The following is a 23,840-nucleotide window of genomic DNA, read 5'->3' on the forward strand; positions in this document are numbered from 1 at the left end:
CCCCCTGGGGGCGAAGGGGATGCCTTGACGTCGAGACGCCGTCCGGAACACCTCGCGACACCCGGGCGTAGAATGACGGAGTGTTGTTGTGCGTCAGCGCGAGTCACAAGACCGCGCCCTTCGAGCTCCTCGAGCGGCTCAGCGTACCCCGCACCCCCGTCGCCCCGTTGATCGCCGCGCACGACGAGTGCGTGCAGGGTGCCGTCGTCGTGGCGACGTGCAACCGCTTCGAGGCCTACGTCGACATGGACGAGCCGGTGACCGCCGCCGTCGCACTCGGCATCGAAGCCACTCTCGCCGCGATCGAGGCCGCCACCGGTGTGCCCGCCAGCGAGCTCGAGGGCGGATACACCGTGCTGGGCGGCAGTGAGGTCGCCGAGCACCTGTTCTCGGTGGCATCCGGTCTCGAATCCGTCGTCGTCGGCGAGGGCGAGATCGCCGGCCAGGTGCGCCGCGCCCTCACCGAGTCGCGCAAGCTCGGCACCACCTCCGCCGAACTGGAGCGACTGTTCCAGCGGGCGTCCGAGGCGCAGCGCGGCGTGAAGAACTCCACCGCCATCGGTCGCGCGGGTCGATCGCTCGTGCGTCTCGGCCTCGAACTCGCCGACAGCCGCATCGCCGACTGGTCGACGCAGCGCGTGCTCCTCGTGGGCACCGGCGCCTACGCCGCGGCCACCGTCGCCGCCCTGCGCGATCAGGGCGCAGAAGACATCTCGGTGCACTCGCCTTCGGGTCGGGCGGCGAAGTTCGCCCTCAAGCACGGCCTGCGCGCCGTGTCGGCCGAGACCTTCCCCCGCGCCGTCGCCCACGCCGACCTCGTCATCACGTGCACCACCGCCGAGCACTACGTGCTGAGCGCGGCCACGTTCGCCGCGGGGCGCGGCGCCTACGAGACCGCCGTCGAAGGAAGCGCGGGAGTCTGCCCCGTCGACCACACCGCACGCCGCCTCGTGATCGACCTGGGCCTGCCCCGCAACGTCGACCCCGACGTCGCCACGGTCGCCGGTGTCGATCTGCTCGACCTCGAGACCATCCGCCTGCACGCCCCGCTCGAAGAGCTGCAGGCGACGGATGCCGCGCGCGACCTCGTCCGCGACGCCGCCCGCCGCTTCACCTCGGTCGGCGAGCGCAAGAACATCACTCCCGCGGTCGTCGCGCTCCGCGCCCACGTCTTCGGCGTCCTCGATTCCGAGGTCGCGCGCGTGCGTGCCCGCGGCGACGAGGGGGGACAGACCGAGCAGGCGCTCCGCCACCTCGTGGGCGTGCTGCTGCACACTCCCACCACGCGCGCGCACGAACTCGCCGAGACCGGCCGTGCCGACGAGTACGTCGACGCGCTCTCCGCCCTCTTCGGCATCGAGGTCGCCGACCCCTCCCTCGCCCCCGGCGCTCGCGTCGAGGGCGGCATCGTCGACGCCGGCTGACCCGCGCGGCGGCTGTCGCGGTCCTCACGGGGCCGACGACGCGGCATCCACAGGTTGCGGCGGCGGGGCTCCCGGTGAGGAGTGGAGGGCCGGGGACCGTCGGAGGGCGAAACCCCCGGCATTCTCTCTCCCGCCGCCCCTCGTCCTCCGCTCGTCGCGCATCACGGGACGAGCGGCGAATCGACACGAGGCCCCGCCGCTCGGGCAGGATGGATGCCGTGAGCACACCGGCATCCGAGGTCTACACCGTCGCCGGTGAAGACCGCGCACGCAACGGGCTGCGCTGGGCCGCGACGTTCGTGCTCGGGCTCTTCGACGCCGGCAGCGACGCGCCGTCGGTGAGCGAGGTCGTGATCCGTCGCATCGACGGGTCGGAGGTCCGGCGTCTGCCGGCGGGAGACGTCGACGCCTTCACCGCCCAGCTCAACGAGATCACCCGTGATCTCTCCACGATGGATGCCGTGCCCTTCGCCGAGAAGTGGGTAGCCGAGCGAGGGTGATCCGCGACGCCCGCTGCGGGCCACGGCGGGAGAATGGGGGCATGAGCCTGCGCATCACCGACGACCCCGCCGCCGACGACCTGCTGTCGGGCAACCCGCTCGCGTTGCTCATCGGGATGCTGCTCGACCAGCAGGTCGCGATGGAGACGGCGTTCGCGGGTCCCCTGAAGATCCAGGAGCGCACGGGCTCGATGGATGCCGCCACCATCGCCCACGACGACCCCGACCACTTCGCCGCCGCGTTCTCGCAGTCACCCGCGGTGCATCGATTCCCGGGATCGATGGCCAAACGCGTCCAGTCGCTGTGCGCCGCGGTCGAGGAGGACTGGGACGGGGATGCCGCGAACATCTGGACCCGTGACGACCCGGACGGCGCGACCGTGTTGAAGCGCCTGAAGGCATTGCCCGGCTTCGGCGAGCAGAAGGCGAAGATCTTCCTGGCCCTCCTCGGCAAGCAGCGCGGGTTCGAGGGCGCCGACTGGCGGGAGGCGTCGGCTCCCTACGGCGAGGAGGGCTCGTTCCGCTCCGTCGCCGACATCGTCAGCCCCGAATCCCTGACCAAGGTGCGCGAACACAAGCGCGCCGCGAAAGCCGCCGCGAAAGCAGGCGACTGACCCCTCCTCCCCCGCGCGGGAAAAAGGAGAGTTCTCTCATATTCGCTTCGTCGCGCCGGGGCGCTGGTTAGAGTCGTCGAGTTCACTGCAAGTTGTTCACGATCGAAGGGTGGGCTCGTGAAGTTCGCAATGGGTTCCGACACTCTGGGTGTGCTGACGAAGGCGACCTCGGGGTCGAGTGATGAGTTGTCCCTGCTGGTGCGGCAACTGTTCGAGGCGGCCGAGCCGCTCGAGGGGCAGTTCCAGGGCGCGGGTCGTGCCGCGTTCGACCGGTTCAAGTCGCGCACCGACGCGATCTCGTCCGAGCTGAAGCTCGCCCTCGACGGCGTGCTCGGCGGAATCTCCAGCATGGACCGCTCCTTCCAGGAGGGCGAGTCGTCGATGGTCGACCAGACCACCAGCCTGGAAGCAGGGTCGTCGTTCGACGCCGCCCGCTTCGGCGCCCGTTGAGGATCGGAGAGGACTGACTCATGGTGAATCAGGGAGACCGTCGCGACTACTCGATCGCGGCATCGCAGAACGCACAGGACAACTTCAACCGCGTCGCCGCTCTGCTGGAGACGCTCATCGACCAGCGCGACCGCGACGTTCAAGCGGCGATGGCCGACTACTCCGCCGACGGGGTCTCGGAGGACTACCGCGCCAAGGAACTGCGCTGGAAGAACGCCGCCGCCGAGGTGCGCGGCATCATCCAGACACTGCGTTCCTCGCTCGAGCGCAATGACGAATCGGCCCAGACCGCGCTGAGCAAGGCTCGCGCGGCGGTGGAATCCATCGGCTGACACAGCCGCGCGATGCCGGGCGCCGTCCGCGCGCCCGGCATCGTCAGCGCGCGACGTCCGGGGTGAGGGGCGTGCGCACACCAGGGAAGTGAAGGGGATCGGGCGATGACAGCGTGGCGTATCCAGCCGTCGGGTGTCGTATCCGTGCTGCAAGAGGTCAATGTCGACGCCGAGGCGCTCGGCACGGCGCTGAACGCGCTGACGCCCGCTCTCGAGGGAGCGGTGACGGCGACGCAGTCGGGTGCGATCTCCGAGGCGGTGCAGGCGTACTTCGAGCAGGAAGAGGGCCCGCGCATCCAGGGCATGAGCACCCGGATCGGCGCCGCCGCGCAGGGCGTCGTCTCGGCCACCGAGGCCTACGTCGCCGGCGACATGGAGATGGCCGCCACGGCGCAATCGGCCGCCGTCGCCGCGGTGTACCCGCCGACCCTTCCGAACGGGATGATGTGATGCCCAGCCCCATCGACTACGAGAAGATCCCCGGCGCCGACATCCAGCCGGATGCCATCGAAGAGAACGCCCGCACGATCGGGACGCTCTCCGGCCAGGTGACGGAGCACGGCTCGAACGTCAACCTCAAATGGCAGGGCATGGCCGGTGTCTACGAGGCGCCGGAGTCCCCCACCCTGCTCGGGCTCATGGCCCCCGTGAGCTCCCAGGCGACCCAGGCCGGTGACAACCTCGCCGAGGTGTCGGCCGCACTGATCGCGTTCGCGAACGACGTCCGCCCGATCAAAGCCGAGCTCGACGCGCTGCGCATCGAGGCGAAAACCTTCGTCGACTCGATCCAGGGTGGCGTGCAGGTGCGCGAGATCAACCCCGCGTGGTCGGCGGCGCAGTCGCCCTACGGCGGAGCGACCGCGGCGCCGACCTATCAGGGATCGTGGGGGTCGTCGACGACGACGCAGGCGGCTCCCGAGCATTACCGCACGGTCACGAAGGAGTGGCACGAGTCGCAAGAGCACGTCGACCGCAACAACGAGCTGCTCGCCGCCGTCAACGCGCAGCAGGTCAAGCTGTGGGAGGCCGAGCGCGCCTGCGCGAACCGCATCCGCGCGCTCTACGGAGCGGCCCCGCTTCGCGCCGCCCAGTCCGAGGACGACTCCCTCGGTTACGGCATCGCCGAGATCCCCGAGGGCACCGAGATGCCCTGGGGCGCCGAAGTCGACCGCACCGAGGGCTGCGGCGAGGCGACCGTCAACTTCGTGTTCAAAGACTTCCTGTGGGAGGGCATCGCCGTCGGCGGCATCTGGGGCACGGTCGAGGGCCTGGGCACTCTGGTGCTCGGCTACAACCCGGCCACGGGCGACTTCTTCTCGGGCGAGGCGTACGGCGCCGCCTGGGGCAACCTCGGCATGCTGCTGTTCGCGGGCGCCGCGAACACCGGCGTCCTCGCCCCCATCTTCCAGTCGGATTCCCTCCTGCAGTCCATGGGCATGGACGGTTTCCTACCCCAGGAGGTGCGCGACTTCAAGGCGCAGGCCGACGAGGCGGCGATCAACACCGGCAAGGCGCTCATCGCCTGGGACAAGTGGCAGGACGACCCCGGCACCGCCCTCGGCGAGTCGGTCTTCAACGTCGGCACAGCGCTCATCCCCGTCGGCGGTGCGGCCGTCGCCGGTGTCAAGACCGCCTCGACCGCGGCATCCGTCGTGTCCAAGATGGCGCGGGTCGTCGACTTCGTCGACCCGGCGGCCCTCGCGATGAACGGGGCGATGCGTCTGGGAGGTGCGGGGCTGCACAGCCTCGACGGCCTCATCGGCCGCCTCCGCTCCGATGCCACCGACGGCTTCCACCTCAACACTCCCGACACCCCCTTCGTCGCCGACGACGCCACCTCGGCGCTCGACGCGCTCGACGGTGCGGGCGTGGATCTGGGCACCGTCACGGCCCGCATCGACGACGGTGTGCCGGTGTACGAGTTCCCGCCGACCGCAGAGATCCCCTCGGGCCGCATCGAGATGCCCGCCGGGTCGTTCGACGGCGTCCGCGGCGGTGACGTGCCGGTGCGCGCCGACGTCCCGGTCCGCACCGACGGCGGGGTGGATGCCACCGTCCCGGCACCCGTACGCGAGCCCGAGCTCGTGGCGGCCGGCGGCGCGCGCGGCGAGACAGGGCCCGGCCCGGTGAACTCGATCGTCGAGGATGCCCCCGTGCGCACCGAGACGAGCGGCTCGGGCGAGTCGACGGTGGTGCGCGAGCCGTCCACCGAGACCGGTGGCGGGAGCGGCCACGGTGGCGGCGAGAGCAGCGGGCACGGCGGCCCCGACACCGGCGATGGGACCGGCAGCGTGGGACGCGGCGACGATGCCTGGGGCAGCAAACCGAACGACGATGGCACCCACTCACCACGCGACAGCGAAGACGACGGCGCGGGTCACGGAGATGACATTGACGACGGGCGGGGGCCGTCGGACCGCGAGAGCGCCGAAGCCCATGCCGCCCCGAACGACTCATCGCGGCTCGATGATCCTCAAGCTCCCCACTCTGTCCAGCCGTCGGCCTCGCCTGCCGCTCCACGACATGAGGGGCCGATGTATGCATCTGATGGCTCCGGCCCTGGCTGGGTACGTGCTCACGACACCGGCACCGTCGACCCGATCTACGGCGACGTGAGGCCCGACAGTGGCACGCCCCAGCCCTGGTATCGCGCAACTCCGGTCGATGATCCGGAGGTTCACGTGCTCTTGGACGACCCGGCTGCTGCGTGGGGTCGCGATGCGCACGGCACAGCGATCGCCGACCAGGCCGATTGGAACTCTCGCTACACGTACCCCGACCACCCGAACGGGACATCCGGGGGTGTCCGCTGGCCGGGCAACGATGGAGCCGTACCGGGGAGCCGCGTGCACTATGACGACCTTCCGTCCCTCCTGCATGACTACCCCGAATTCGCGCGCATCGACCGAATCGGCCGTTGGACCGGTGATTACCTGACAGTCGAAGGAACGCCGTTCGAGATGCGCGGTCTCACCCCCGGTCACCGGGCGATGGATTACTTCGCCTTCGATCTCGCGACGCACCTACCGAAGGGTGTGAAGGTGGAGGTTTCCGTGATCGACCGAGCGCTAGGCTACCCGGGAGGTGGTTGGCAGATCCGGTTCTTCCGATCGCTGCCGTCCGGTCCGGAATTCATCAGTGTTGACGACTTGATCGACTTGGGAGTACTCGGATGAGCGCGATCGACGTCCTGGCTTCGGTTGTCGCTTCAGCACCCGATGTCGCGCGCGTTTCGCAGACAGGCGACGACCTCGTTCTGCGATCAGACGAGATCACTTTGACCATCTATCCGACTGAGGGTGGGTGGCGGGTGCGCAAAGCATGGCGCGACCAAGATCGCGGTGTCGTTTTTCAGTCCGACACGGTCGAAGATGTCGCTCGTTACGTATCGAGCCTGTTGGCCAACGATATCCGGCAGAGCCACGGTGCAGCGCCCCTCCGACGCAAGCTCGTCCTATCCGAGGACGGGATCGCCGTGCCCACCCATGGATTCGAGTTGTCGGGAGACTCGGAGTCGGGCTTCATCCTGTCCGGTGGTTCGCACCGTGTACCGCGCTACTTCGCGAGCGACCTCGAAGCGGCGAAGTTCAGCTACCTCGCCGACGACAACCTCGACACCATTCGAGCCCTCCTCGCGGGGGCCTGAAGAGGAGTGCGTGCACGCCGCGACCGCTCCATGGGTCGCTGCTTTTCGCGGGTGCCGCGAACACCGTGGGCGTACCCGGACTCGGCTTTGGAAGACGAAGGGGCGTATCTCGTTTCTCATCGCGACTTCGTTTATCTGCAAGAGGTTGACGGTGGCTCGATCGCTATCCGCTAGTTCAATGGACCAACTGGCTCGAGATCTTGCGCTGGAACTGCGTTACCGCGGCGATGTGGCGAGCGACTCAGCAGTGACCGAGATTCGCGATGCCCCTAGACCGTGGCTCACGTTCGAGTTCACCCTCTATGAGTTCCTCCCGGTAGCTTTCATTTACGACCGCGGGCGTGGCGGATTCAGCGTCGATTACGGCGGGCGTCGCGTATCGCTCCTGAAACTTCGGGACGACCATTTCGATAACGGCCGGGTGATCGTGAAGAAGGCTGTGGACGATGTACTTGCGGCAGCGCGGCTACGGATACCCGACAAATTCCTCGAGTCCCGCGACGGGCACGTCGGCGAAGTCGTCGAGCGCTGAACCCGTCGACGAGCAGATGGCCGCTCGAGGCGCGCGACCGAGGTCATGAGGAGCGCATCGACAGCGGCGAGCGACTCGCGCTCACCGAGGGAGGCGGCGGCACGTATCGCTTATCCCGCAACCGAGACGGTGCTCACTGGTTCTTCGCGAGCGACCTCGACGCCGCGCGCTTCAGCGCCGTCGCCGACATTCCTCTCCCGCATCTCCGCGACGCGCTCATAGGAACGACCAGACCGTGACAACCGATGCACTTCTCTCCGCTGCCGTCACCGCCTACCTCGGATTCCCGAAGGCCCACATGCCGAAGGCCGACCGGCGGGCCGTCGTCGAGCTGGCGAAGGGGGCGGCGATGTCTTCGACGTCATTCACGCCAAGAATGGGGGTTGCTTTCATCGACACGCAGACCGGCCTATTCGCTCGGCTCGAGCAAGGGGTCAAGATCGCACTCATCATCACGAAGCGAGGTTGAAGATGATCGACGAGGCTGGTGCACGCGAGATCGTTCGCGAAGCGCTCCGCGGGGCCGAGGAGCACGGCATGCCCCGTTGCGTCCTGGTCGGCGAGACGCTCGACTACGGCTCGTGGTGGGTTCAGGGTTATCAGTCGGAGGCGTTCGCCGCTCACGGAGACGTCTTTCAGGCGCTCACGGGCAACGGGCCGTACGTCGTTCCCAAGGATGGCGGCGCCGTGTTCACGTTGTCGAGCGCTGAACCCGTCGACGAGCAGATGGACCGCTTGAGGCGCGCGACCTAGGTCATGAGGCGCGCACTGACGGCGGCGAGCGACTCGCCCGCGACGTGGCTGAAACGGATGGCCTGTCGTTTGGACAGGATCTCCGCGCTCCCCGTTCCTGCGCGGACGGCGTACCCCGATCCACTCGCCTTCACATCAACGCCCTCGGCGGGGGAGAGCGGGAAGCAGTCGTCGAATCCCCGCTCCAGACGCCACAACACCCCGAACCGCATGAGAAGAAACCGATCCGCGTCGGCCTCCATCGCGAAGACCGCCTCGATCGTTCGCGCTCCGCGGTTCTCGATGTCGACCTGCCAGGTGGAGTCAGCAGCGCGACGAACCGCCACAGCGGTCTCCGCGTTCCACCATCCCCGCACAACGTCACTCGCCGCGAGGCGGCTCGGAAAGCCCGCTCGATGCGCCCACATCTTCAGGATCGCGTCGTCACCCACGAATCCATCTTCCCCCGCGACACGTCCTTCCGCCTTGTCGACCACCGAGAGGCCAAGCCGATGACCGTGACTGGCAGGACACGCGTCGGAAGCTCGACGATGCGAGCGTCCCGCGAGAGTCCGCCCTCCTCCCCGGCGACCACGTGGCCGCGTGGGAGGGTGCGCTGCACGTGTCGCCGATGTCGCGGGCGTCATCGCGGCATCCGATGGACTCCCCGTCGCCGACCTGACCGAGTGGGTCGCCGACACCCGTGGCGTGCTCGATCGCGCCATCCGCTTCTCACTGGACTCCGACCTCGAGAAGATGTCGGAGGATGCCGCTCAGAACGTCTTCCAGATGGCGGCGACGCTCATCTCTGTGCCGCCACATCGTCGGTGAGCATCGAGACGTGCTGATGAGCGGCTCATTCTTTCCCGCCGTGAGTTATGCACGCAACGGGCGGCTCTTCTGACCGTCTACCGAACGACCCGCATAGGGTGGAGGGCTGAGGAGGCGCCGATGACGAACGTGCAGGAGACCCCACGCCTTGCCGACGTGGACCCCTTCGCTTCCTGCGCGCGCGCCCTTCCGGGCAAGATCGCCGGGGCTGTGGCCCTCGACGTGGTGATGCCCCTGGCTCTCGTTGCCGCCGGACTCATCGTCATCGCGACGCGACAGCCCGCGCTCGGATGGTTCCTCATCGTCATCGCGGTCGGGCTCCTCGCTGTCGCCGCCTGGTTGCTCGGCCGCACCGGGCGCACCCTCGGCGCCTCCACGGTCGACGCACGGATCGTCCACCGTGAGACCGGGGTCGCCGCGGGGGGCTCGGCGCTGTGGGCCCTGGTATCCGGCAAGCTCGCCATGTTCGACCTGCGCCGCGGGCGCGACCCGTTCGCACCGGCTGTCGCACCCTTCCGGTTCCCGGAGGCCGCTCCCGCCGCTTCGGGCCGGGCGCGGCGCGGAAGCGTACCGACGCTGCTGCTCGACTCCGGCGAACGCCTGCCCCTCGACACCGCCCTCATCCTCGGGCGCGCCCCCTCAGCCCCGGCCGATGCGCCCGCCGAGGTCTACCGCTGGGCCGACATGTCGCGCACGCTGTCGAAGTCGCACGTGCGCCTCGAGTGGGACGGCCGGCAGGTATGGGTGATCGACCTCGGGTCGACCAACGGCACCTTCGTGCGCGGCGACGGCTCCTCCACTCCCCTCCTCCCCCACCAGCGCACCCCCGTGCCCACCGGTGTCGTCCTCGAGATCGGCGATCGCACCCTGACCGTTCGGGATGCCGCATGACCACCGTCGACCATCCCCTCCTCGACGCCGCCGGCCCCGGCTGGGCCGGCACCGAGACGCGCGCGCCGATCATCGCCCTGACCACCGCGATGAGCGACTGGCTGCACAAGACGGCGACCCAGGGGCTGCGTCCCCTCGTCGTCTCCGGCGAGCACTCGCGCATGACGCAACCGCTGGCTCAGATGCTGGCAGCGGTGCAGGGACACTGGGTCGTCCGAACCCGCGACGACGGCTTCTACGACGCCCGCACGGGCGTGCGCCTCGATGCTCCCGCCGACGCGCTCACCGCGGGAGCCCCGACGCCCGAGACCGTGCACCCCTTCTTCGTGCGGGCGCAGGTGGCATCCACTCTCCAGGTCGTCGCGACGGTGTCGACGCGACACCGCGTGACCCGCCCAGTGCGGTTGGGCGGGGTCGCCGAAGCGGCGATCGCGCTGTTCACCGACGCCGAACCCGCCGCGTGGGGCGCCGTCGAGCCGCTGCTCGCGCCCTGGGACCGCGACGATCTCACCGAGCGGTCGCGGCGTCGCATCCCGCTGGACAGCCACTGGACGGCCGTCGGCGGCGATGANTCGCGACGCTGCAGACCGCCCGCACCCGTGAGGGACTCGAAGAGACTACGCGCGTGTGGGCGGCGGTGCCCGGCGTCGGGCGCGACGCGGGAACGGCGGCGACCGCCGAGGCGCGCGAACTGCTCGCGCGCGCGGCGACGGTGGGGCTTCCGCTCATCGGCGTCGCTTTCGCCGCGATCGGCGCACCCGACCTCGCCCGACGAGCGACCGCGGCACCGCATCCCGAGCCCCTGGCCCTGCTGATCGGCCCGGTGGGCGTGCGGGCCCTGGGGATCGACGCGAAGCGCTGGATCGACGACGTCGGCGGCACGATCGTCGGCAGCCCCCGGCTCCCCGGCGTGCTGCTGCCACTCGGCTCGGTCGACGGCGGCGGATGGACCCGGCTGAACGAGGTGCTGGCGACGCTGGACCCGGCGCGTCTCGCCGAGCTGCTCGATCTCGCCCCGCACGTGCGCGCGCAGCTCGTCTCGCCCGGAGGAGTTCGCTGATGCCCGAAACGGTCGACGTCGCCCCTCGCGTGCGCCCGCAGCTGCTCCCGCAGGAAGGAGTCCGCTGATGCCCGACCAGCGCGACACGGTTCTCATCGAGCAGGCGAAGATCCAGCGCATGCGCCTGGGCGCCGCCCTCGTCTACGGCCACATCGGCGAGCGCCGCACCGTCAACGACCACATGAAGCGACTGATGGGCTCGATCGTGGTCGCCGCGATCGCGTGCGCCGCCTGCGTGGGCGTGTCGTTCGTCTCTCAGCTGCTCACCGAGCGCGCCCAGACGAGCACCTCGATCCAGACCCCGACCGGAGCCGTCACCCCGTGAGCATCTACACCCGTCTGACCGTCGCGGGCTCCGAGCGTCGGGCCGAGGTCGTCGTCCCCAGCGGCGAGCCGGTCGGCGCCGCCCTGCCGCAGCTGATCGACATGCTCGGCGAGACCGCGGGCACGGTGGAGCGCCCCCTCGCACTGATCGCGCCCGACGGCGAGCAGGTCGACATCGCCCTGACGCCGCAGCAGCTCGACCTCGCCGACGGCACTCTGGTGCGCCTCGTGCGCTTGGATGCCGCACCGCCTCCGCCCGTGGTCATCGATGTGACCGATGCCGCCGCCGATGCGCACGATGCCCGTCCCGACCGGTGGGATGACCGGGCTCGGGCCGTCGCGGGGGCGATCGGGATCGCCGCAGCCTTCGCCGTCGCGGGGCTGTTGTCACCGTGGTCGTCGCCGACCGTCGCCGCTTTCGCCGCGCTCGTCGCAGCCGTCGCGCTCGTGACCGTCGCCACCGGCGTGGGTCTCGGCGGTCTTCGTCGCCTCTCGACGTGCGTCTCGGCCGCTGCAGCCGGTCTCGCGCTCCCCGTAGGGACCGCGACGACGGCGGCCTTGACCTCTCACGGGTTCGTCGGGGCCGCACCCCTCGTGGGCGGGATCGCCGCGAGCCTCGCGACCGGATTCGCCGTCGCCCTCCTCGGCGCCGGCGTCGCGCACCGTCGTCGCGGCGCCGCGTCCGGCGGAGCGCTGGGCGCGGTGCTGTCGTCCGTGCTGCTCGGGCTCATCCTCGGCGGAGTGGATGCCGTGGCCGCCGCGGCCGTGACCGGCGTCATCGCCGCGTTCGCCACCGGTCCGCTGCCCTGGATCGCCCTGTCGGCGGCCGGGCTCACCGATCTCGACCAGCGCGCCGCGGACGGTGCCCCGCCCGCCCGGCCCCGCGCCTTCGCCGCGATCGACGAAGCGTACGCGGCGCTCTCGTGGAGCGTCGGGGCCGTGGCATCCGTTCTCGCAGTCTCCGGCGTCGTCCTCGCGTTCTCCGGCACGGTGTGGACAGAGCTGCTCGCCCTGGCGTTCTTCCTCGTCGCCGCGCTCCGCACGCGCGCGTTCCCGCTGCGCTGGCAGGGCTGGCTGCTGTGGGCGGCCGCCGGCGCGATCGCCGCAGCGGGTCTGACGGTGTTGCTCTCGGGCGGACTCGGATGGCTCGGCGCCGGTGCCGCGGTCGTGGCGGCGGCCCTCATCGCGACGATGGTGCTGGTGCGCCCCCGTCCCCATGTGCGGGCGCGGTTGCGCGGCCTGGGCAACGTCGTCGAGACCCTCGCCGTCGTCTCGCTGGTTCCGCTGCTGGTGGGGGCGCTCGGCGTCTACGCCGACCTCCTCGGCATGTTCGGCGGCCGGTCGTGAGCGCGATCGACCTGCGCGCCGTGTCGACCGCGGTGTTCGGCAGCGGCGCGAACGGACGCGTCCGGCTGACGGAGTGGGATGCCGCGATCCGCGGCGGCCTCTCGACCACGCGCCGCATCGGGGTGGTGTCGCTGAGCTCGGGCGCCGGCGCCAGTACCGTCGCGCATCAGCTCACGCGGGCGATCGCGGGGCGGCGCAGCGAGCCGGTGCTGGCCGTGGACGTGTCGACCCGTGGCGCCGGCCTCGCCGCGCGGCTCGGCGCAGCCCCCGTCCCNGGCCGCGGCCCGGACGACCGCCGAAGCCCTCAGCGGGCTGTCCGAGCGGGACGGTGTGGTGGCGCTCCGGCCCCGCGACGCCGACGACGCGGTGGGCGCGTGGCTCGGCGAAGCGGCTCCCATCGCCCGCTTCTTCGACGTCGCGATCACCGACTTCGGGCCGCGGCATCCGCTCGTCGACCTCGCCGCATGCGCGGCGCTCTGCGACGTCGTCTGCCTCGTGAGCGACGCCCATCGCGCCGCGGCGGAGCACGCCCGCTCGGTCGTCGGCGCGGTGCGCGGGCTCCCGGAGTCGCCGTCGGTCGTGCTCGCTCTCGTCGACCACGGCAGGGAGGGCGACGGGGTCGCCCGCGCCTTCGCCACCGGCGCCGATCACACGGTGGTGCCGATCCCGTTCGATGCGGGACTCCGGGCGGGCGGGCGGGCGCGACGATCGGCCACCCACCTCGCGGTCGTGCGACTCGCCGCGGCCGTGGTGGACGCGACGGGGAGGTCGATGTGACCGTCCGCATCGTGCACCGCCCGGCTCGCATCAGCGAAGCCGTCGAGCCCGCCCCCGACGTGATCCTCGCCCCACCGCCCCCGATCGGGGAGGGCGCCACCGGCTTCCCCCTGCAGTCGCTGCTGCCGATCGTGGGCAGCCTCTCGTCGATCACGATGATCGTGCTGTTGCGCAACAACCCGATCATGGTCGTCGTCGGCGCGGTGATCCTCGTGGTCGCCCTCGTCGGCGGACTCGGCATGGCGCTCACGCAGCGCGGGAACGCCGCTCGCCAACGTCGCGTGCAGCGCGAGCGCTATCTCGACTACCTCGAGGAGACGCGCGAAGACGTCCGCCGCACCGCCGACGCCCAGCGCAGCGCCGCCCTGGCTCTGCATCCGGCGCCCGGCACGCTCGTCGAGATCGCGGCCGACCCCGCCCGGCGCTGGGAGCGACGCCCCGGCGATGCGGACTTCCTGCGCGTACGCGTCGGCACGGGCGACCTGCGGGCCGTCGATGTCGCCCTGCCGCCCGAGCAGAATCCCGTGCAGCCCTTCGACCCCGTGATGCGCGACTCGGCCGAGCGCATGGTGCGCCTGGCGGGCGTCTCGCAGGGGATGCCGGCGACGGTCGACCTCGAACGCGGCGGACAGGTGTCGCTCGTCGGCGCGCGCGGCGACACCCTGCGCATCGCCCGCGCCCTCGCCGCGCAGATCGCCGCGTTCCATTCCCCCGATGACGTGCACGTCGCCCTCGCCGTCGCTCCCGCGCAGCGCGACGACTGGCACGGGGTCGACCTGCTCCCGCACGTCGCGGGAGAGGCTCCGCCGACCGGTGCCGTGACCGCGCGTCGCATCGCGCCGAGCCTTCCCGAACTGCTGTCGCTGCTGCGCGAGGAACTGCGCGACCGCGTCGCCACCGCCGCCGCCTCGCGCCGCGCCGGTCGGCGGACGAAGCCCGGCCGCCTGGTGATCTTCGTCGACGACGCCGACCGCGCGGCATCCCCCGTTCCGCGCCTCGACGCCGCGCTCGACCTCGCGGCTCTCGGGGTGACGGTCGTGCACCTCGTCGACGACCGCCTCAAGGAACCGACGACGGTCGCCGTCCGCGTCACCGTCGAGGGCGGCGTCGCCACCATCGAGACACCGGGATCGGGGGAAGCGGCCGTCAGCGGCATCCGGATCGATGCCTTCACCCCCGCAGCTCTCGAGATCGTCGCGCGGCCGCTGGCGGGATTGCGCCTGCGTCGTACGTCGGCCGAAGACACCGGCACCGCCCTCGCCCCCGATGTGACTCAACTCCTCGGCGTCTCCGACGTGGACGCCATCGACACCGCGGCCGTCTGGCGCACCCGCAGCGCAGCCGAGTTCCTGCGCGTGCCCATCGGCGTCGACGACCGCGGGGCACCGGTGCTGCTCGACCTGAAGGAATCGGCGCAGCTCGGCATGGGCCCGCACGGCATCTGCATCGGCGCGACAGGCTCGGGCAAGAGCGAGCTGCTGCGCACGCTCATCCTGGGGCTCGCGCTGACGCACGCGCCCGACGACCTCAGCATGATCCTCGTCGACTACAAGGGCGGTGCGGCCTTCGCTCCCTTCGCCCGTCTACCGCACGTCGCGGGCATCATCGACAACCTCGCCGACGACCCCCAGCTCACGGAACGCGCGCGCGCCAGCATCCAGGGCGAGGTCGTGCGTCGACAGCGCCTGCTGAAGGATGCCGGGAACGCGGCATCCATCGGTCACTACCGGCAGATGCGACGCGACCGCCCGGAGCTCCCCGCCCTGCCGCACCTGTTCCTCGTCATCGACGAGTTCGGCGAGCTGCTCACCGCCGAACCCGACTTCGTGGAGCTTCTGCTCACCATCGGGCGCATCGGCCGCTCGATCGGGGTGCACCTGCTGCTGTCGAGCCAGCGCATCGAGGCCGGCCGCCTGCGCGGCCTCGACACCTACCTGTCTTACCGCATCGGGCTCCGCACGTTCTCGGAGTCGGAGTCGGCCGTGGTGCTGGACACCCCCGACGCGTTCCACCTGCCCGCCATCCCGGGCTTCGGCTACCTCAAGGTCGACACGTCGGTGTACACGCGCTTCCGCGCCGGGTACGTCTCGGGCGCCGTTCCCGACCCGATCGATTCGGGTCCCCGCCACGACGACGCCCCGCCCGTGCTGGCCCTGCCCGCCTACGACCTGCCCGAGGACGCTCCCGAGGATGAGCAGCTCGACAGCGCCGAGCCCGAGACGCCGACGACCGGCCGCACCCTCGTGCAGGCCGCGACGTCGCAGCTCGCGCGCGGCATCGCGCGGACCCGGCCGGTGTGGCTCCCGCCGCTGCCCCCCGTGCTGACCCTGGGCGGGGTGCTGCCGCAGGCCGACGGCGCCGGCACGCTGCGCGCGCCGATGGGACTGCTCGACGACCCGTCGACGCAGACGCAGGGTCCGTGGATGCTGGATCTCACGCGGTCGGGAGGACATGTCTCGATCACCGGCGCCCCGCAGTCGGGCCGCTCCATGTTCCTGCGCACCCTCGCCGCGTCGCTGGCGTTCACCCATTCGCCGCGCCAGGTCAGCATCTACGGCATGGATCTCACCGGCGGCGGTCTCGCGCGCATCGAGCCCTTCCCGCACGTCGGCGGGGTCGCCACGCGCGGCAACCGGGAGCGGCTCACGCGCCTGCTCGAAGAACTGACCGGCATGCTCGCCGTGCGCGAGCGCGTGTTCCGCGACCAGAGCCTAGACTCCCTCGCCGACATGCGCCGCCAGCACGCCGCCGGGCGCCTCCCCGACCTGCCGAGCGCCGACGTCGTGCTGCTCGTCGACGGTCTCGGGGCCCTTCGTCAGGACTTCGAGGACCTCGAGGCACCGCTCGGCCAGCTCCTCGAACGCGGCGGGAGTTTCGGCATCCACGTCGTCGTCGCCCTGTCGCGATGGAACGAACTGCGCATGAACCTGCAGGGCCTCATCGGCACGCGCCTCGAGCTCAAGATCAACGACCCCGCCGATTCGCAGATCGCGCGGAAGCTGTCGACCACCCTGCGCGCCGACGAGCCGGGCCGCGTGCTGACGGATGCGAAGCTGTTCGCGCAGATCGCGCTGCCACTGCTCGAAGAGGTGGACGACGGCGACACCGGCGAAGCCCTCGAGCAGCTCGCCCGCGAGAGCGCCGCCCGCTGGGGCGGTCAGGGAGCCGCGCCGATCCGCCTTCTGCCCGAGGTGCTGGACCCCGCCGATCTGCCCGACGCGATCGACGAACCGGACGCCGTGCCCCTCGGCCTCCGACAGGACACGATGCAACCCGTCACCCTCGACATCGCCACCCGCGACCCGCACCTTCTCGTGCTCGGCGACAGCCGGTGCGGCAAGACGACGGCGCTCCGCGGCATCGTGCAGGGAGCGATCGACCGGCACTCGCCGGAGGAACTCGTCGTCGCCCTCATGGACGCGCGCGGCGACCTGGCATCCGAGATCCCCGACGCCTATCTCGGCGGACACGCCACCTCCGGTCGGCAGGCGCGACTGCTGGCGGAGTCGATCGCCGTCGAGCTCGAGAAGCGGCAGAGCGATCGTGACGCGGGTCCGCGCATCCTCGTGGTCGCCGACGACTTCGACATCCTCGCCGCGGGCGGCACGGAGCCGCTGCGGCCCCTGCTGCCGTACCTGGCGTCGGCGCGCGATCTTCGGGTGAACGTGGTGGTGAGCCGCCCGGTGGCCGGCGCCTCGCGGGCGATGTTCGATCTGGCGCTGCAGGGGATCCGCGACACCGGGGGCACGACCCTCATCATGTCGGGCGACCGCTCCGAGGGTGCGCTGCTGCCGAAGCTGTACGCCGAGCCGATGATCGCCGGCCGTGGGCGTCTCGCCCGCCGCGGCGATCGCCCGACCCTCGTGCAGGTGGCGAACTTCGTCGCCGGCGAGACGGAGGATGCCGCCGCGGACGCGGACGCACCGGAGGACCGAACGGTCGCGACGGCGGATGCCACCACCGCGGTCGGCGTGATGGGTGCAAGCGCGTCCTCGGCCGACCCCGGCACGATCGCCGCGCCGGAGGACTCCGACGCACCGTCCGACGGCACCGCTCCGGTTCGCCCCGCCCCTGCCGACGCCGACGCGATCGCGGGCCCGACCCCGCCCGACGGCGAGCGGCCCCTGACGAGACGGAGGAGGAACCGTGCCCCGCAGTAGCGTCGCGTTCACCCGCGAGCCGATCGGCATCGAAACGCTCGCGCAGGCCGTTTCCCGCGTGCTGACGCCCGAGGAGCTCGCCGCGACGCCCGTGGAGGTACGACCCCTCGACGACGGCGCGGCCGCCCAGGTCGTGATGCTCGACCGGGTCGTCGTGACCGTCCTGCGCCCCCGTCTCGTCCCCGCTCCCGCCGAGCTCACGCGCGTCTACGGCGCCGTCGAGGTGCCCTCCGACGCCCGATGGACGACCGACGCCCTCACGACCTGGGAACCCGAGGGCGTCATCGGCGTCCGCCTGATCGAGGCGGCCGCCGTCGCCTGCGGCGGTACCGCTGTGCACCTGGGCTGAGTCTGCGAACCCGGATGCCGCGACGCAGCGGCGCACCCGGACGATGGCCGCCCGCCCCCTCGACGGCCGGCGCCACCGGGAACGTCCTCCCCCGCCGGACGCCCCGGCCCCTGCTCTACCGGACGGCGGCCTCCTCCGCCGCGAACACCACACGACCCGCCACCACCGTGCGCACCGCGCGTGTCCGCAGCAACGCCGCGGAACCCTCCTCGAACGGGTCGTCGTCGTAGACCGCGAAATCGGCGGCGAAGCCCGGGGCGAGGCGTCCGCGCCACTCGCCGTCGCCGACGGAGGCCGCTGCGTCGCGCGTCGCGTGTGCGATGGCGTTCGCGAGCGGCACCGCGAAGTGCGGGTGCACGGCCGGCACCGACAGGTCGAGCGCCGAGGCGCGGGTGACGGCGACGTACATGTTCGCGAGGGCATCGTAGGGGGCGGTCGGCGCGTCGGTCGAGAAGGCGAGGAGGGCCCCGGCATCCTCGTACTCCGGCCAGGGGAAGGCCCGCTCGACGCGTTCGTCGCCGAGCATCGCGGCCCAGTTCTCGAAGATGGCCGGATCGGCGTGCACGGGCTGCATGGATGCCGTGACCCCGAGGCGCGCCATGCGCGCGGCCGTGCCGGGAGCGGCGTATTCGAGGTGCTCGATGCGATGGCGGCGCGGAATGTCGCCGTTGGCCTGCATCGCCCGCTCGATGGCGGTGAGGGCCGCGTCGCTCGCGGCGTCCCCGATCGCGTGCAGGGCGATCTGCAGCCCGGCCTCATCCGCGGCGGCGACGACCGGCGCGAGGTCGTCGAGGGGCCAGATGGGCCCGGCCTGCGAGCCGTCGGCATAGGGTGCACCCATGGCGGCGGTGCACGCGTCGATCGTGCCGTCGAGGATGAGCTTGATGCCCACGACCCGCAGCCACGGCGACGAGGGACGACCCGCGAGCTCTACCACTCGCGCGAGCTGGGCGAGGTTCTGCTCCCGGTCGCCGGTGTTCTCGACGAGCCAGTGCGCCGCGACGCGGATGGGCAGTGTGCCGCCGTGTCGCTCGACGGCCCGGTCGAGCGCGGCCAGGCCGTGCTCCGAGAACGCCATGTCGACCGCGCCGACCACACCGGCGCGCACGTAGGCGTCGAACACGCGGTCGACGGCCGCGTCGCGCTCGGCGTCTGTCGTCGTCGCGTCGCGCTGATTCCACGAGTACTGCACCGCCGCGGTCTCGTACAGCATGCCGTTCGGCTCACCCGAAGGGTCGCGGCCGATCTCGCCGCCCAGCGGGTCGGGGGTGTCGCGGGTGATGCCGAGCTCGGCCAGGGCGGCGCTGTTGACCCAGCACGAGTGGTAATCGTTGGCATCCAGGTAGACCGGGATGTCGTCGACGACCGCGTCGATCATCGCCGCGGTGGGGGCACCCCCGGGCACCGAATCGAACAGCCACCCCCTGCCGCGCAGCACGACCGCGTCGGGGTCGGCCTCACGTGCCGCGCGCAGGACGTCCTGGATGGCCTCGAGCGACCGCGCGTCCGTGAGAGCCACCTGGCCGAGGGCCGCACCCATCATGAGCAGGTGCGTGTGCGCGTCGGTGAACCCGGGGAGCACGAGCCGGCCATTCAGGTCGACGATCTCGTCGACCGGGGTCGCGGCCGCCTCGGCCCCCACGGCGGTGATGGTCTCGCCGTCGACGGCGACGGCATCCGTCCACTGCCGAGCCGGGTCGGCGTCGGCGGTGAAGAAGCGGCCTCCGCGGTAAAGTGTGCGGGTCATTCTGCGGCCTCCTTGGCTGCGCGTTCGAGGCGGCGCGAGAGGACGCCGACGATTCCGGCCGGCACGGCCAGCACGAAGCTGGCGATCCCGAGGGTGAGGGCGAAGCCCTGGTACCCGAACAGCTCGACCAGCGACGCGCCGATCACCGGGGTCAGGGCGGAGCCGACGAGGTAGGTCGCCAGGAGCGGGCCCGACCAGCGACCGTCGGCATCGAGGGCCGCCGCGGTCGAGATGAAGTACATGAAGGCCACCGCGTACAGGGTGTTCCAGGCGATGAAGACCACGACGAACACGGTGGGGTCGGTGACGTAGCCCTCGACGATCTTCAGGATGCCGCCGGCCACCATCAGCACGAACAGGGGCACCCCGCGCCCCAGGCGGTCGCCGATGGCGACGAGGGCGATCGTCCCGACCAGGCCGCCCGCGGTGGCGCCGCTCAGGGCGACGCTGAGCCCCTTGGGGGTGAGACCCGACAGATCGGCGCCCATGACCCCGGCCATGGCCCAGAGCGAGTCCTCGCTCGCGGCCCACAACGCGAAGACGACCAGCAGAACGGAGCCCGCGATCGTGACGGTGCGGGAGGGCCGGGCCGCCGTGCGCAGGACCCCCGTCGGGGGCACCTCGATGGGCACGGCCTCGCCGACCGCCGCGGCGGCGTGCACGGTCGCCGCCGGTAACGACGGCATCCACGCCACCACGACGAGCGAGACGAGACTGAACAGCGCCATCGTTCCGAACACGTCGATCGGGGCGAGCCCGATGAGCGGCACCACGGCGAGGATGACCGTGATGAGCGCGCGGTTGGCCAGGCCGTTCAAGCCGGCGACGCGGTCGGGGTTGCGGAACGCGGCGAGCGCCGCGCCGGCGGCCGCGACGGCGCCGCCCGCCCCGATCCCGCCCACGAGCAGTCCGGCGACGATCAGCGCGGGCACCAGGGCGGCGACACCGAACCCCGCCACCGAGAGCCCGAGACCCACGCGGGCGACGGTGCGGCGGCGCGCCCCGGCGCAGAGGGGCGCCACGGCGAGTCCGGTGAGCGCCGTGAGCAGGAGTGTGCCGGTGACCAGCCAGCTCGCCGCCAGCACGTCGGCGCCGGTTCCCTCCTGCACGGCGGCGATCATGTACGGCGATAGGTTCACGCCGAGGTAGCCCGCGATGCCGACGAGGAAGGTCGAGGAGGCGGTGGGGAAGCGGATGGGCAGGCGCGCGGCGCCGGTCGACGCGGGCGCGGTGCGAGGGGGAGCGGACACGTGAACCTCTCGGGGGAGCCGGCGGGGCCGGCAGGCGGGGAGCGGGTCCGGAGGCGTCGTCGTCGATCGCATCCGGTGGACCCGAGGCTACGGACCGGGTGTTTCGGTCGGCGTGCCGGTTCTGTTTCTCACACATTAAACGTTTAAGTAGGGTCGCGCGCAAGACCTCTCCGCCCGACCGTCGACGCGGCGCCCCGACGACGGTCGGGTAACGTCGCACTCCATGACCCCCCGCCGACCGACGCTGCACGACGTGGCCGCCGGAGCGGGCGTCTCGATCGCCGCCGCCTCCTTCGCCCTGCGCGGCAAGGCCGGCGTGTCGGACGACACCCGTGACCGCGTCCTCGAGGTCGCACGCGGGCTCGGCTACCGCGTCAACGTCCCCGCGCGGAGTCTGCGCACCGCGCGCTCCGCCGCCGTCGGGCTGCACCTCCCGGCCGGCACGACGCACCTGCCGTACTACACCGACTTCGCCTTCGGGGTCGTCGACGCCGCCGACCGGCGCGGCCTCTCCGTCATTCTGCTCCCCCATCGCGACGACGGGCAGGCGGGCGCGCCCTCGGATTTCGTCGACGGTTACGTCGTCGTCGACGCCTCGGTGGAAGACGCCGGCGTCCGGGCCGTGCTGGCCTCGGGGCGCCCAGTGGTCAGTGGCGAGCAGGTGTTCGGCGGCCCGGGGCTCGCGAGCGCCAGCGTCGCGATCGACCACACCACCGCACTCTTCCGGCTGCTCGACCATCTGCGCGCACGCGGAGCCGCGAGGATCGCCGCGATCCTGCCGCCCGACGGCACCACGTGGAGCCGCGAGCTCGCAGACGCCTACGCGCGCTGGAGCACGGAGAACGGGCGCGACGCCCTCGCACGCCACACCTCGTTCGTGCCCACCGCCGACGAGGTCTCGACCGTCGTCCTCGACGTGCTGGAGGACCCCCGCGTCGACGCGCTCGTCATCGCCCCCAGCGGATCGGCCCCCGCCACGCTCGCGGCCGCCGCGCGGGCCGGACGCCGGGTCGGCGACGACCTGCTGGTGGCCGCCTGCGTCGACGAGCCCGCCCACGCGCTGCTGTCACCCGGCGTGACCTCGATCGACCTCGAGGCGCGTGCGCTCGGGTCGGCCTGCCTCGAACTGCTCGTCGAGGTGTGGGATGCCGGGGAGCTCACCGACCCCATCCGCGTCACCGTTCCGCGGCTGGTCGTGCGCGAGAGCACCGCGGGGCGGGCGAGCACTGCCTGACACCGGGCCGCCGGCGCGGACCGGCCCCGTCCGTCGCGGCGGACGCTCGGCGACCGGTCGAGACCTTCGCGCCGGAGAGCGCCGAAGGCGGCACCCGACCGTCCGCGCCGGACCCCGCTGCCCGATACGCCAGAGCACGCCCCGCACCCGGGGCATGCCCGGCCTCGGAACACGAAACCGGATGCCGCGACCCCGAGGCCACGGCATCCGGTCGCGTATCGCCCGGGGTCAGGCTCCGCGCAGGCGCTCCGCGAGGTAGCCGTGCAGGGCGTCGAGTCCGATGCGCTCCTGGCCCATGGTGTCGCGGTCGCGCACGGTCACGGCGTTGTCGTCGAGGGAGTCGAAGTCGACCGTGACGCAGAACGGGGTGCCGATCTCGTCCTGGCGGCGGTAGCGGCGACCGATCGCGCCGGCGTCGTCGAAGTCGATGTTCCAGCGGGCCGCGCGGAGCGCATCGGCGGTCTCACGGGCGAGCGGAGACAGGCGCTCGTTGCGCGACAACGGCAGCACGGCGACCTTGACGGGCGCGAGGCGCGGGTCGAGCTTCAGCACGGTGCGGGTGTCGGTGCCGCCCTTGGCGTTGGGCACCTCTTCTTCGCGATACGCGTCGACGAGGAACGCCATCATCGCCCGCGTCAGACCGAACGACGGCTCGATGACGTACGGCGTGTACTTCTCGCCCGACGCCTGATCGAAGAACGTGAGCGACTGGCCCGAGGCCTCGGAGTGGCTCTTGAGGTCGTAGTCGGTGCGGTTGGCGACGCCCATGAGCTCGCCCCACTCCTTGCCGGGGAAACCGAAGCGGTACTCGACGTCGATCGTGCCGGCGGAGTAGTGCGCGCGGTCGTCTTCGGGCACGTCGAAGCGCTTCATGTTGTCGGCGTCGATGCCCAGGTCGATGAACCAGTTCCAGCACGCCTCGACCCAGTGCTCGAACCACTCGTTCGCCTCGGCGGGCGGGGTGAAGTACTCGATCTCCATCTGCTCGAACTCGCGGGTGCGGAAGATGAAGTTTCCGGGCGTGATCTCGTTGCGGAACGCCTTGCCGACCTGGCCGACGCCGAACGGGGGCTTGCGACGGGATGCCGTGAGCACGTTCGAGAAGTTCACGAAGATGCCCTGCGCGGTCTCGGGACGCAGGAAGTGCAGGCCCGACTCGTCGTCGACGACGCCGAGGTAGGTCTTCACCAGACCGGAGAACGACTTGGGCTCGGTGTACTGGCCCTTGGTGCCGCAGTTCGGGCACGGCACGTCGGCGAGGCCGTTCTCGGCCTTACGGCCCTTGCGCGCCTCGAAGTCTTCGATGAGGTTGTCGGCGCGGAAGCGCTTGTGGCAGCTGAGGCACTCCACCAGCGGGTCGGTGAAGGTGGCGACGTGGCCCGAGGCCTCCCAGACGCGCTTGGGCAGGATGATGCTCGAGTCGAGCCCCACCATGTCGCCGCGGCCGCGGACGAACGTCTGCCACCACTGGCGGCGGATGTTCTCCTTCAGCTCCGTACCGAGGGGGCCGTAGTCCCACGCCGACCGCGAACCGCCGTAGATCTCACCGGCCTGGAAGACGAACCCGCGGTGGCGGGCGAGGGCGATGACCTTGTCAAGGCGGGACTGTTCGGCCACGGTGGCTCCAATGGTCGCAAAGA

The 23,840-nt window shown here is 71.5% G+C and carries 24 protein-coding genes and 1 pseudogene; 21 read left to right on the top strand and 4 right to left on the bottom strand.

Going from position 1 to position 23,840, the window contains the following annotated elements:
- Positions 1 to 80: 80 nt before the first annotated feature.
- The 11 genes from ACTJJP_RS10030 to ACTJJP_RS10080 all read left to right on the top strand — a co-directional run bounded on the left by ACTJJP_RS10030 (position 81) and on the right by ACTJJP_RS10080 (position 8,251).
- On the top strand, positions 81 to 1,424 hold the full coding sequence (locus ACTJJP_RS10030; RefSeq protein WP_440774877.1) for a glutamyl-tRNA reductase: 1,344 nt from the start codon (positions 81 to 83) through the stop codon (positions 1,422 to 1,424).
- 218 nt (positions 1,425 to 1,642) lie between these two features.
- Positions 1,643 to 1,924 (top strand): hypothetical protein, encoded by a 282-nt coding sequence (locus ACTJJP_RS10035; protein ID WP_440774878.1) that lies wholly within the window; start codon positions 1,643 to 1,645, stop codon positions 1,922 to 1,924.
- Between the two features lie 41 nt (positions 1,925 to 1,965).
- The gene (locus ACTJJP_RS10040) at positions 1,966 to 2,538 is read left to right on the top strand and encodes an HhH-GPD-type base excision DNA repair protein (RefSeq protein ID WP_440774879.1); all 573 of its coding nucleotides are present in this window, start codon (positions 1,966 to 1,968) and stop codon (positions 2,536 to 2,538) included.
- Positions 2,539 to 2,655: 117 nt separating this feature from the next.
- Complete coding sequence (locus ACTJJP_RS10045) at positions 2,656 to 2,988, top strand: hypothetical protein (protein WP_440774880.1); 333 nt, start codon at positions 2,656 to 2,658, stop codon at positions 2,986 to 2,988.
- A 20-nt stretch (positions 2,989 to 3,008) separates the two neighbouring features.
- Positions 3,009 to 3,320 (top strand): pore-forming ESAT-6 family protein, encoded by a 312-nt coding sequence (locus ACTJJP_RS10050; protein ID WP_440774881.1) that lies wholly within the window; start codon positions 3,009 to 3,011, stop codon positions 3,318 to 3,320.
- Between the two features lie 105 nt (positions 3,321 to 3,425).
- Positions 3,426 to 3,770 carry a DUF6507 family protein gene (locus ACTJJP_RS10055; protein ID WP_440774882.1) on the top strand — a complete coding sequence of 115 codons (345 nt, stop codon included), beginning with the start codon at positions 3,426 to 3,428 and terminating at the stop codon, positions 3,768 to 3,770.
- On the top strand, positions 3,770 to 6,496 hold the full coding sequence (locus ACTJJP_RS10060) for a glycohydrolase toxin TNT-related protein (RefSeq protein ID WP_440774883.1): 2,727 nt from the start codon (positions 3,770 to 3,772) through the stop codon (positions 6,494 to 6,496). Before ACTJJP_RS10055 ends, ACTJJP_RS10060 begins: the two co-directional genes overlap by 1 nt.
- A complete protein-coding gene (locus ACTJJP_RS10065) occupies positions 6,493 to 6,966 on the top strand; it encodes a hypothetical protein (RefSeq protein WP_440774884.1) in 474 nt (157 codons plus the stop codon). Before ACTJJP_RS10060 ends, ACTJJP_RS10065 begins: the two co-directional genes overlap by 4 nt.
- 178 nt (positions 6,967 to 7,144) lie before the next feature.
- A complete protein-coding gene (locus tag ACTJJP_RS10070; protein ID WP_440774885.1) occupies positions 7,145 to 7,498 on the top strand; it encodes a hypothetical protein in 354 nt (117 codons plus the stop codon).
- A gap of 235 nt (positions 7,499 to 7,733) precedes the next feature.
- Positions 7,734 to 7,967, top strand: a complete 234-nt coding sequence (locus ACTJJP_RS10075; RefSeq protein WP_440774886.1) for a hypothetical protein — start codon at positions 7,734 to 7,736, stop codon at positions 7,965 to 7,967.
- Positions 7,968 to 7,969: 2 nt separating this feature from the next.
- Positions 7,970 to 8,251, top strand: coding sequence for a YrhB domain-containing protein (locus tag ACTJJP_RS10080; protein WP_440774887.1), 282 nt, complete (start codon positions 7,970 to 7,972; stop codon positions 8,249 to 8,251).
- Here the strand turns inward: ACTJJP_RS10080 and ACTJJP_RS10085 are convergent.
- Complete coding sequence (locus tag ACTJJP_RS10085; RefSeq protein WP_440774888.1) at positions 8,248 to 8,577, bottom strand: hypothetical protein; 330 nt, start codon at positions 8,575 to 8,577, stop codon at positions 8,248 to 8,250. The two genes, ACTJJP_RS10080 and ACTJJP_RS10085, sit on opposite strands and share 4 nt — an antisense overlap.
- A 256-nt stretch (positions 8,578 to 8,833) precedes the next feature.
- Between ACTJJP_RS10085 and ACTJJP_RS10090 the strand changes: the two genes are divergently transcribed.
- The 9 genes and pseudogenes from ACTJJP_RS10090 to ACTJJP_RS10130 all read left to right on the top strand — a co-directional run bounded on the left by ACTJJP_RS10090 (position 8,834) and on the right by ACTJJP_RS10130 (position 17,969).
- The gene (locus tag ACTJJP_RS10090; RefSeq protein ID WP_440774889.1) at positions 8,834 to 9,061 is read left to right on the top strand and encodes a hypothetical protein; all 228 of its coding nucleotides are present in this window, start codon (positions 8,834 to 8,836) and stop codon (positions 9,059 to 9,061) included.
- 120 nt (positions 9,062 to 9,181) lie between these two features.
- Entirely contained in the window at positions 9,182 to 9,952 is a 771-nt protein-coding gene (locus ACTJJP_RS10095; RefSeq protein ID WP_440774890.1) for an FHA domain-containing protein, read from the top strand.
- Positions 9,949 to 10,512, top strand: a pseudogene (locus ACTJJP_RS10100) (DUF6177 family protein); the annotation flags it as partial. The gene ACTJJP_RS10095 and the pseudogene ACTJJP_RS10100, both read left to right, overlap by 4 nt.
- A 65-nt stretch (positions 10,513 to 10,577) precedes the next feature.
- Positions 10,578 to 11,012 (top strand): DUF6177 family protein, encoded by a 435-nt coding sequence (locus tag ACTJJP_RS10105; protein ID WP_440774891.1) that lies wholly within the window; start codon positions 10,578 to 10,580, stop codon positions 11,010 to 11,012.
- A gap of 67 nt (positions 11,013 to 11,079) precedes the next feature.
- Positions 11,080 to 11,337 carry a hypothetical protein gene (locus ACTJJP_RS10110; protein WP_055951860.1) on the top strand — a complete coding sequence of 86 codons (258 nt, stop codon included), beginning with the start codon at positions 11,080 to 11,082 and terminating at the stop codon, positions 11,335 to 11,337.
- On the top strand, positions 11,334 to 12,683 hold the full coding sequence (locus tag ACTJJP_RS10115) for an EsaB/YukD family protein (RefSeq protein WP_440774892.1): 1,350 nt from the start codon (positions 11,334 to 11,336) through the stop codon (positions 12,681 to 12,683). The genes ACTJJP_RS10110 and ACTJJP_RS10115 overlap by 4 nt, the downstream gene beginning before the upstream one ends.
- A 333-nt stretch (positions 12,684 to 13,016) precedes the next feature.
- Positions 13,017 to 13,460 carry a hypothetical protein gene (locus tag ACTJJP_RS10120; RefSeq protein ID WP_440774893.1) on the top strand — a complete coding sequence of 148 codons (444 nt, stop codon included), beginning with the start codon at positions 13,017 to 13,019 and terminating at the stop codon, positions 13,458 to 13,460.
- A complete protein-coding gene (gene eccCa, locus ACTJJP_RS10125) occupies positions 13,457 to 17,620 on the top strand; it encodes a type VII secretion protein EccCa (RefSeq protein WP_440774894.1) in 4,164 nt (1,387 codons plus the stop codon). The genes ACTJJP_RS10120 and eccCa overlap by 4 nt, the downstream gene beginning before the upstream one ends.
- Positions 17,607 to 17,969, top strand: coding sequence for a hypothetical protein (locus ACTJJP_RS10130; protein WP_440774895.1), 363 nt, complete (start codon positions 17,607 to 17,609; stop codon positions 17,967 to 17,969). The genes eccCa and ACTJJP_RS10130 overlap by 14 nt, the downstream gene beginning before the upstream one ends.
- Before the next feature lie 115 nt (positions 17,970 to 18,084).
- Here the strand turns inward: ACTJJP_RS10130 and ACTJJP_RS10135 are convergent, their stop codons facing one another.
- Positions 18,085 to 19,716, bottom strand: coding sequence for an amidohydrolase (locus ACTJJP_RS10135; protein WP_440774896.1), 1,632 nt, complete (start codon positions 19,714 to 19,716; stop codon positions 18,085 to 18,087).
- Positions 19,713 to 20,966, bottom strand: coding sequence for an MFS transporter (locus ACTJJP_RS10140; protein ID WP_440774897.1), 1,254 nt, complete (start codon positions 20,964 to 20,966; stop codon positions 19,713 to 19,715). The genes ACTJJP_RS10135 and ACTJJP_RS10140 overlap by 4 nt, the downstream gene beginning before the upstream one ends.
- 223 nt (positions 20,967 to 21,189) lie before the next feature.
- On the opposite strand from ACTJJP_RS10140, the gene ACTJJP_RS10145 reads away from it, so the two are divergent.
- The gene (locus ACTJJP_RS10145) at positions 21,190 to 22,200 is read left to right on the top strand and encodes a LacI family DNA-binding transcriptional regulator (RefSeq protein WP_440774898.1); all 1,011 of its coding nucleotides are present in this window, start codon (positions 21,190 to 21,192) and stop codon (positions 22,198 to 22,200) included.
- A gap of 228 nt (positions 22,201 to 22,428) precedes the next feature.
- Here ACTJJP_RS10145 and ACTJJP_RS10150 read toward each other — a convergent pair whose 3' ends face one another.
- Positions 22,429 to 23,817 (bottom strand): glycine--tRNA ligase, encoded by a 1,389-nt coding sequence (locus tag ACTJJP_RS10150; RefSeq protein WP_440774899.1) that lies wholly within the window; start codon positions 23,815 to 23,817, stop codon positions 22,429 to 22,431.
- Positions 23,818 to 23,840: the final 23 nt, after the last annotated feature.

Origin of the sequence: Microbacterium sp. 22296 (assembly GCF_052045385.1) — a bacterium.
In the GTDB taxonomy this organism is placed as follows: domain Bacteria; phylum Actinomycetota; class Actinomycetes; order Actinomycetales; family Microbacteriaceae; genus Microbacterium.

Coding starts and splice junctions, on each gene's coding strand:
- ACTJJP_RS10040 (WP_440774879.1), top strand. CDS start 1,966: ATGAGCCTGCGCATCACCGACGACCCCGCCGCCGACGACCTGCTGTCG.
- ACTJJP_RS10050 (WP_440774881.1), top strand. CDS start 3,009: ATGGTGAATCAGGGAGACCGTCGCGACTACTCGATCGCGGCATCGCAG.
- ACTJJP_RS10055 (WP_440774882.1), top strand. CDS start 3,426: ATGACAGCGTGGCGTATCCAGCCGTCGGGTGTCGTATCCGTGCTGCAA.
- ACTJJP_RS10060 (WP_440774883.1), top strand. CDS start 3,770: ATGCCCAGCCCCATCGACTACGAGAAGATCCCCGGCGCCGACATCCAG.
- ACTJJP_RS10065 (WP_440774884.1), top strand. CDS start 6,493: ATGAGCGCGATCGACGTCCTGGCTTCGGTTGTCGCTTCAGCACCCGAT.
- ACTJJP_RS10070 (WP_440774885.1), top strand. CDS start 7,145: ATGGACCAACTGGCTCGAGATCTTGCGCTGGAACTGCGTTACCGCGGC.
- ACTJJP_RS10080 (WP_440774887.1), top strand. CDS start 7,970: ATGATCGACGAGGCTGGTGCACGCGAGATCGTTCGCGAAGCGCTCCGC.
- ACTJJP_RS10095 (WP_440774890.1), top strand. CDS start 9,182: ATGACGAACGTGCAGGAGACCCCACGCCTTGCCGACGTGGACCCCTTC.
- ACTJJP_RS10110 (WP_055951860.1), top strand. CDS start 11,080: ATGCCCGACCAGCGCGACACGGTTCTCATCGAGCAGGCGAAGATCCAG.
- ACTJJP_RS10135 (WP_440774896.1), bottom strand. CDS start 19,716: ATGACCCGCACACTTTACCGCGGAGGCCGCTTCTTCACCGCCGACGCC.
- ACTJJP_RS10145 (WP_440774898.1), top strand. CDS start 21,190: ATGACCCCCCGCCGACCGACGCTGCACGACGTGGCCGCCGGAGCGGGC.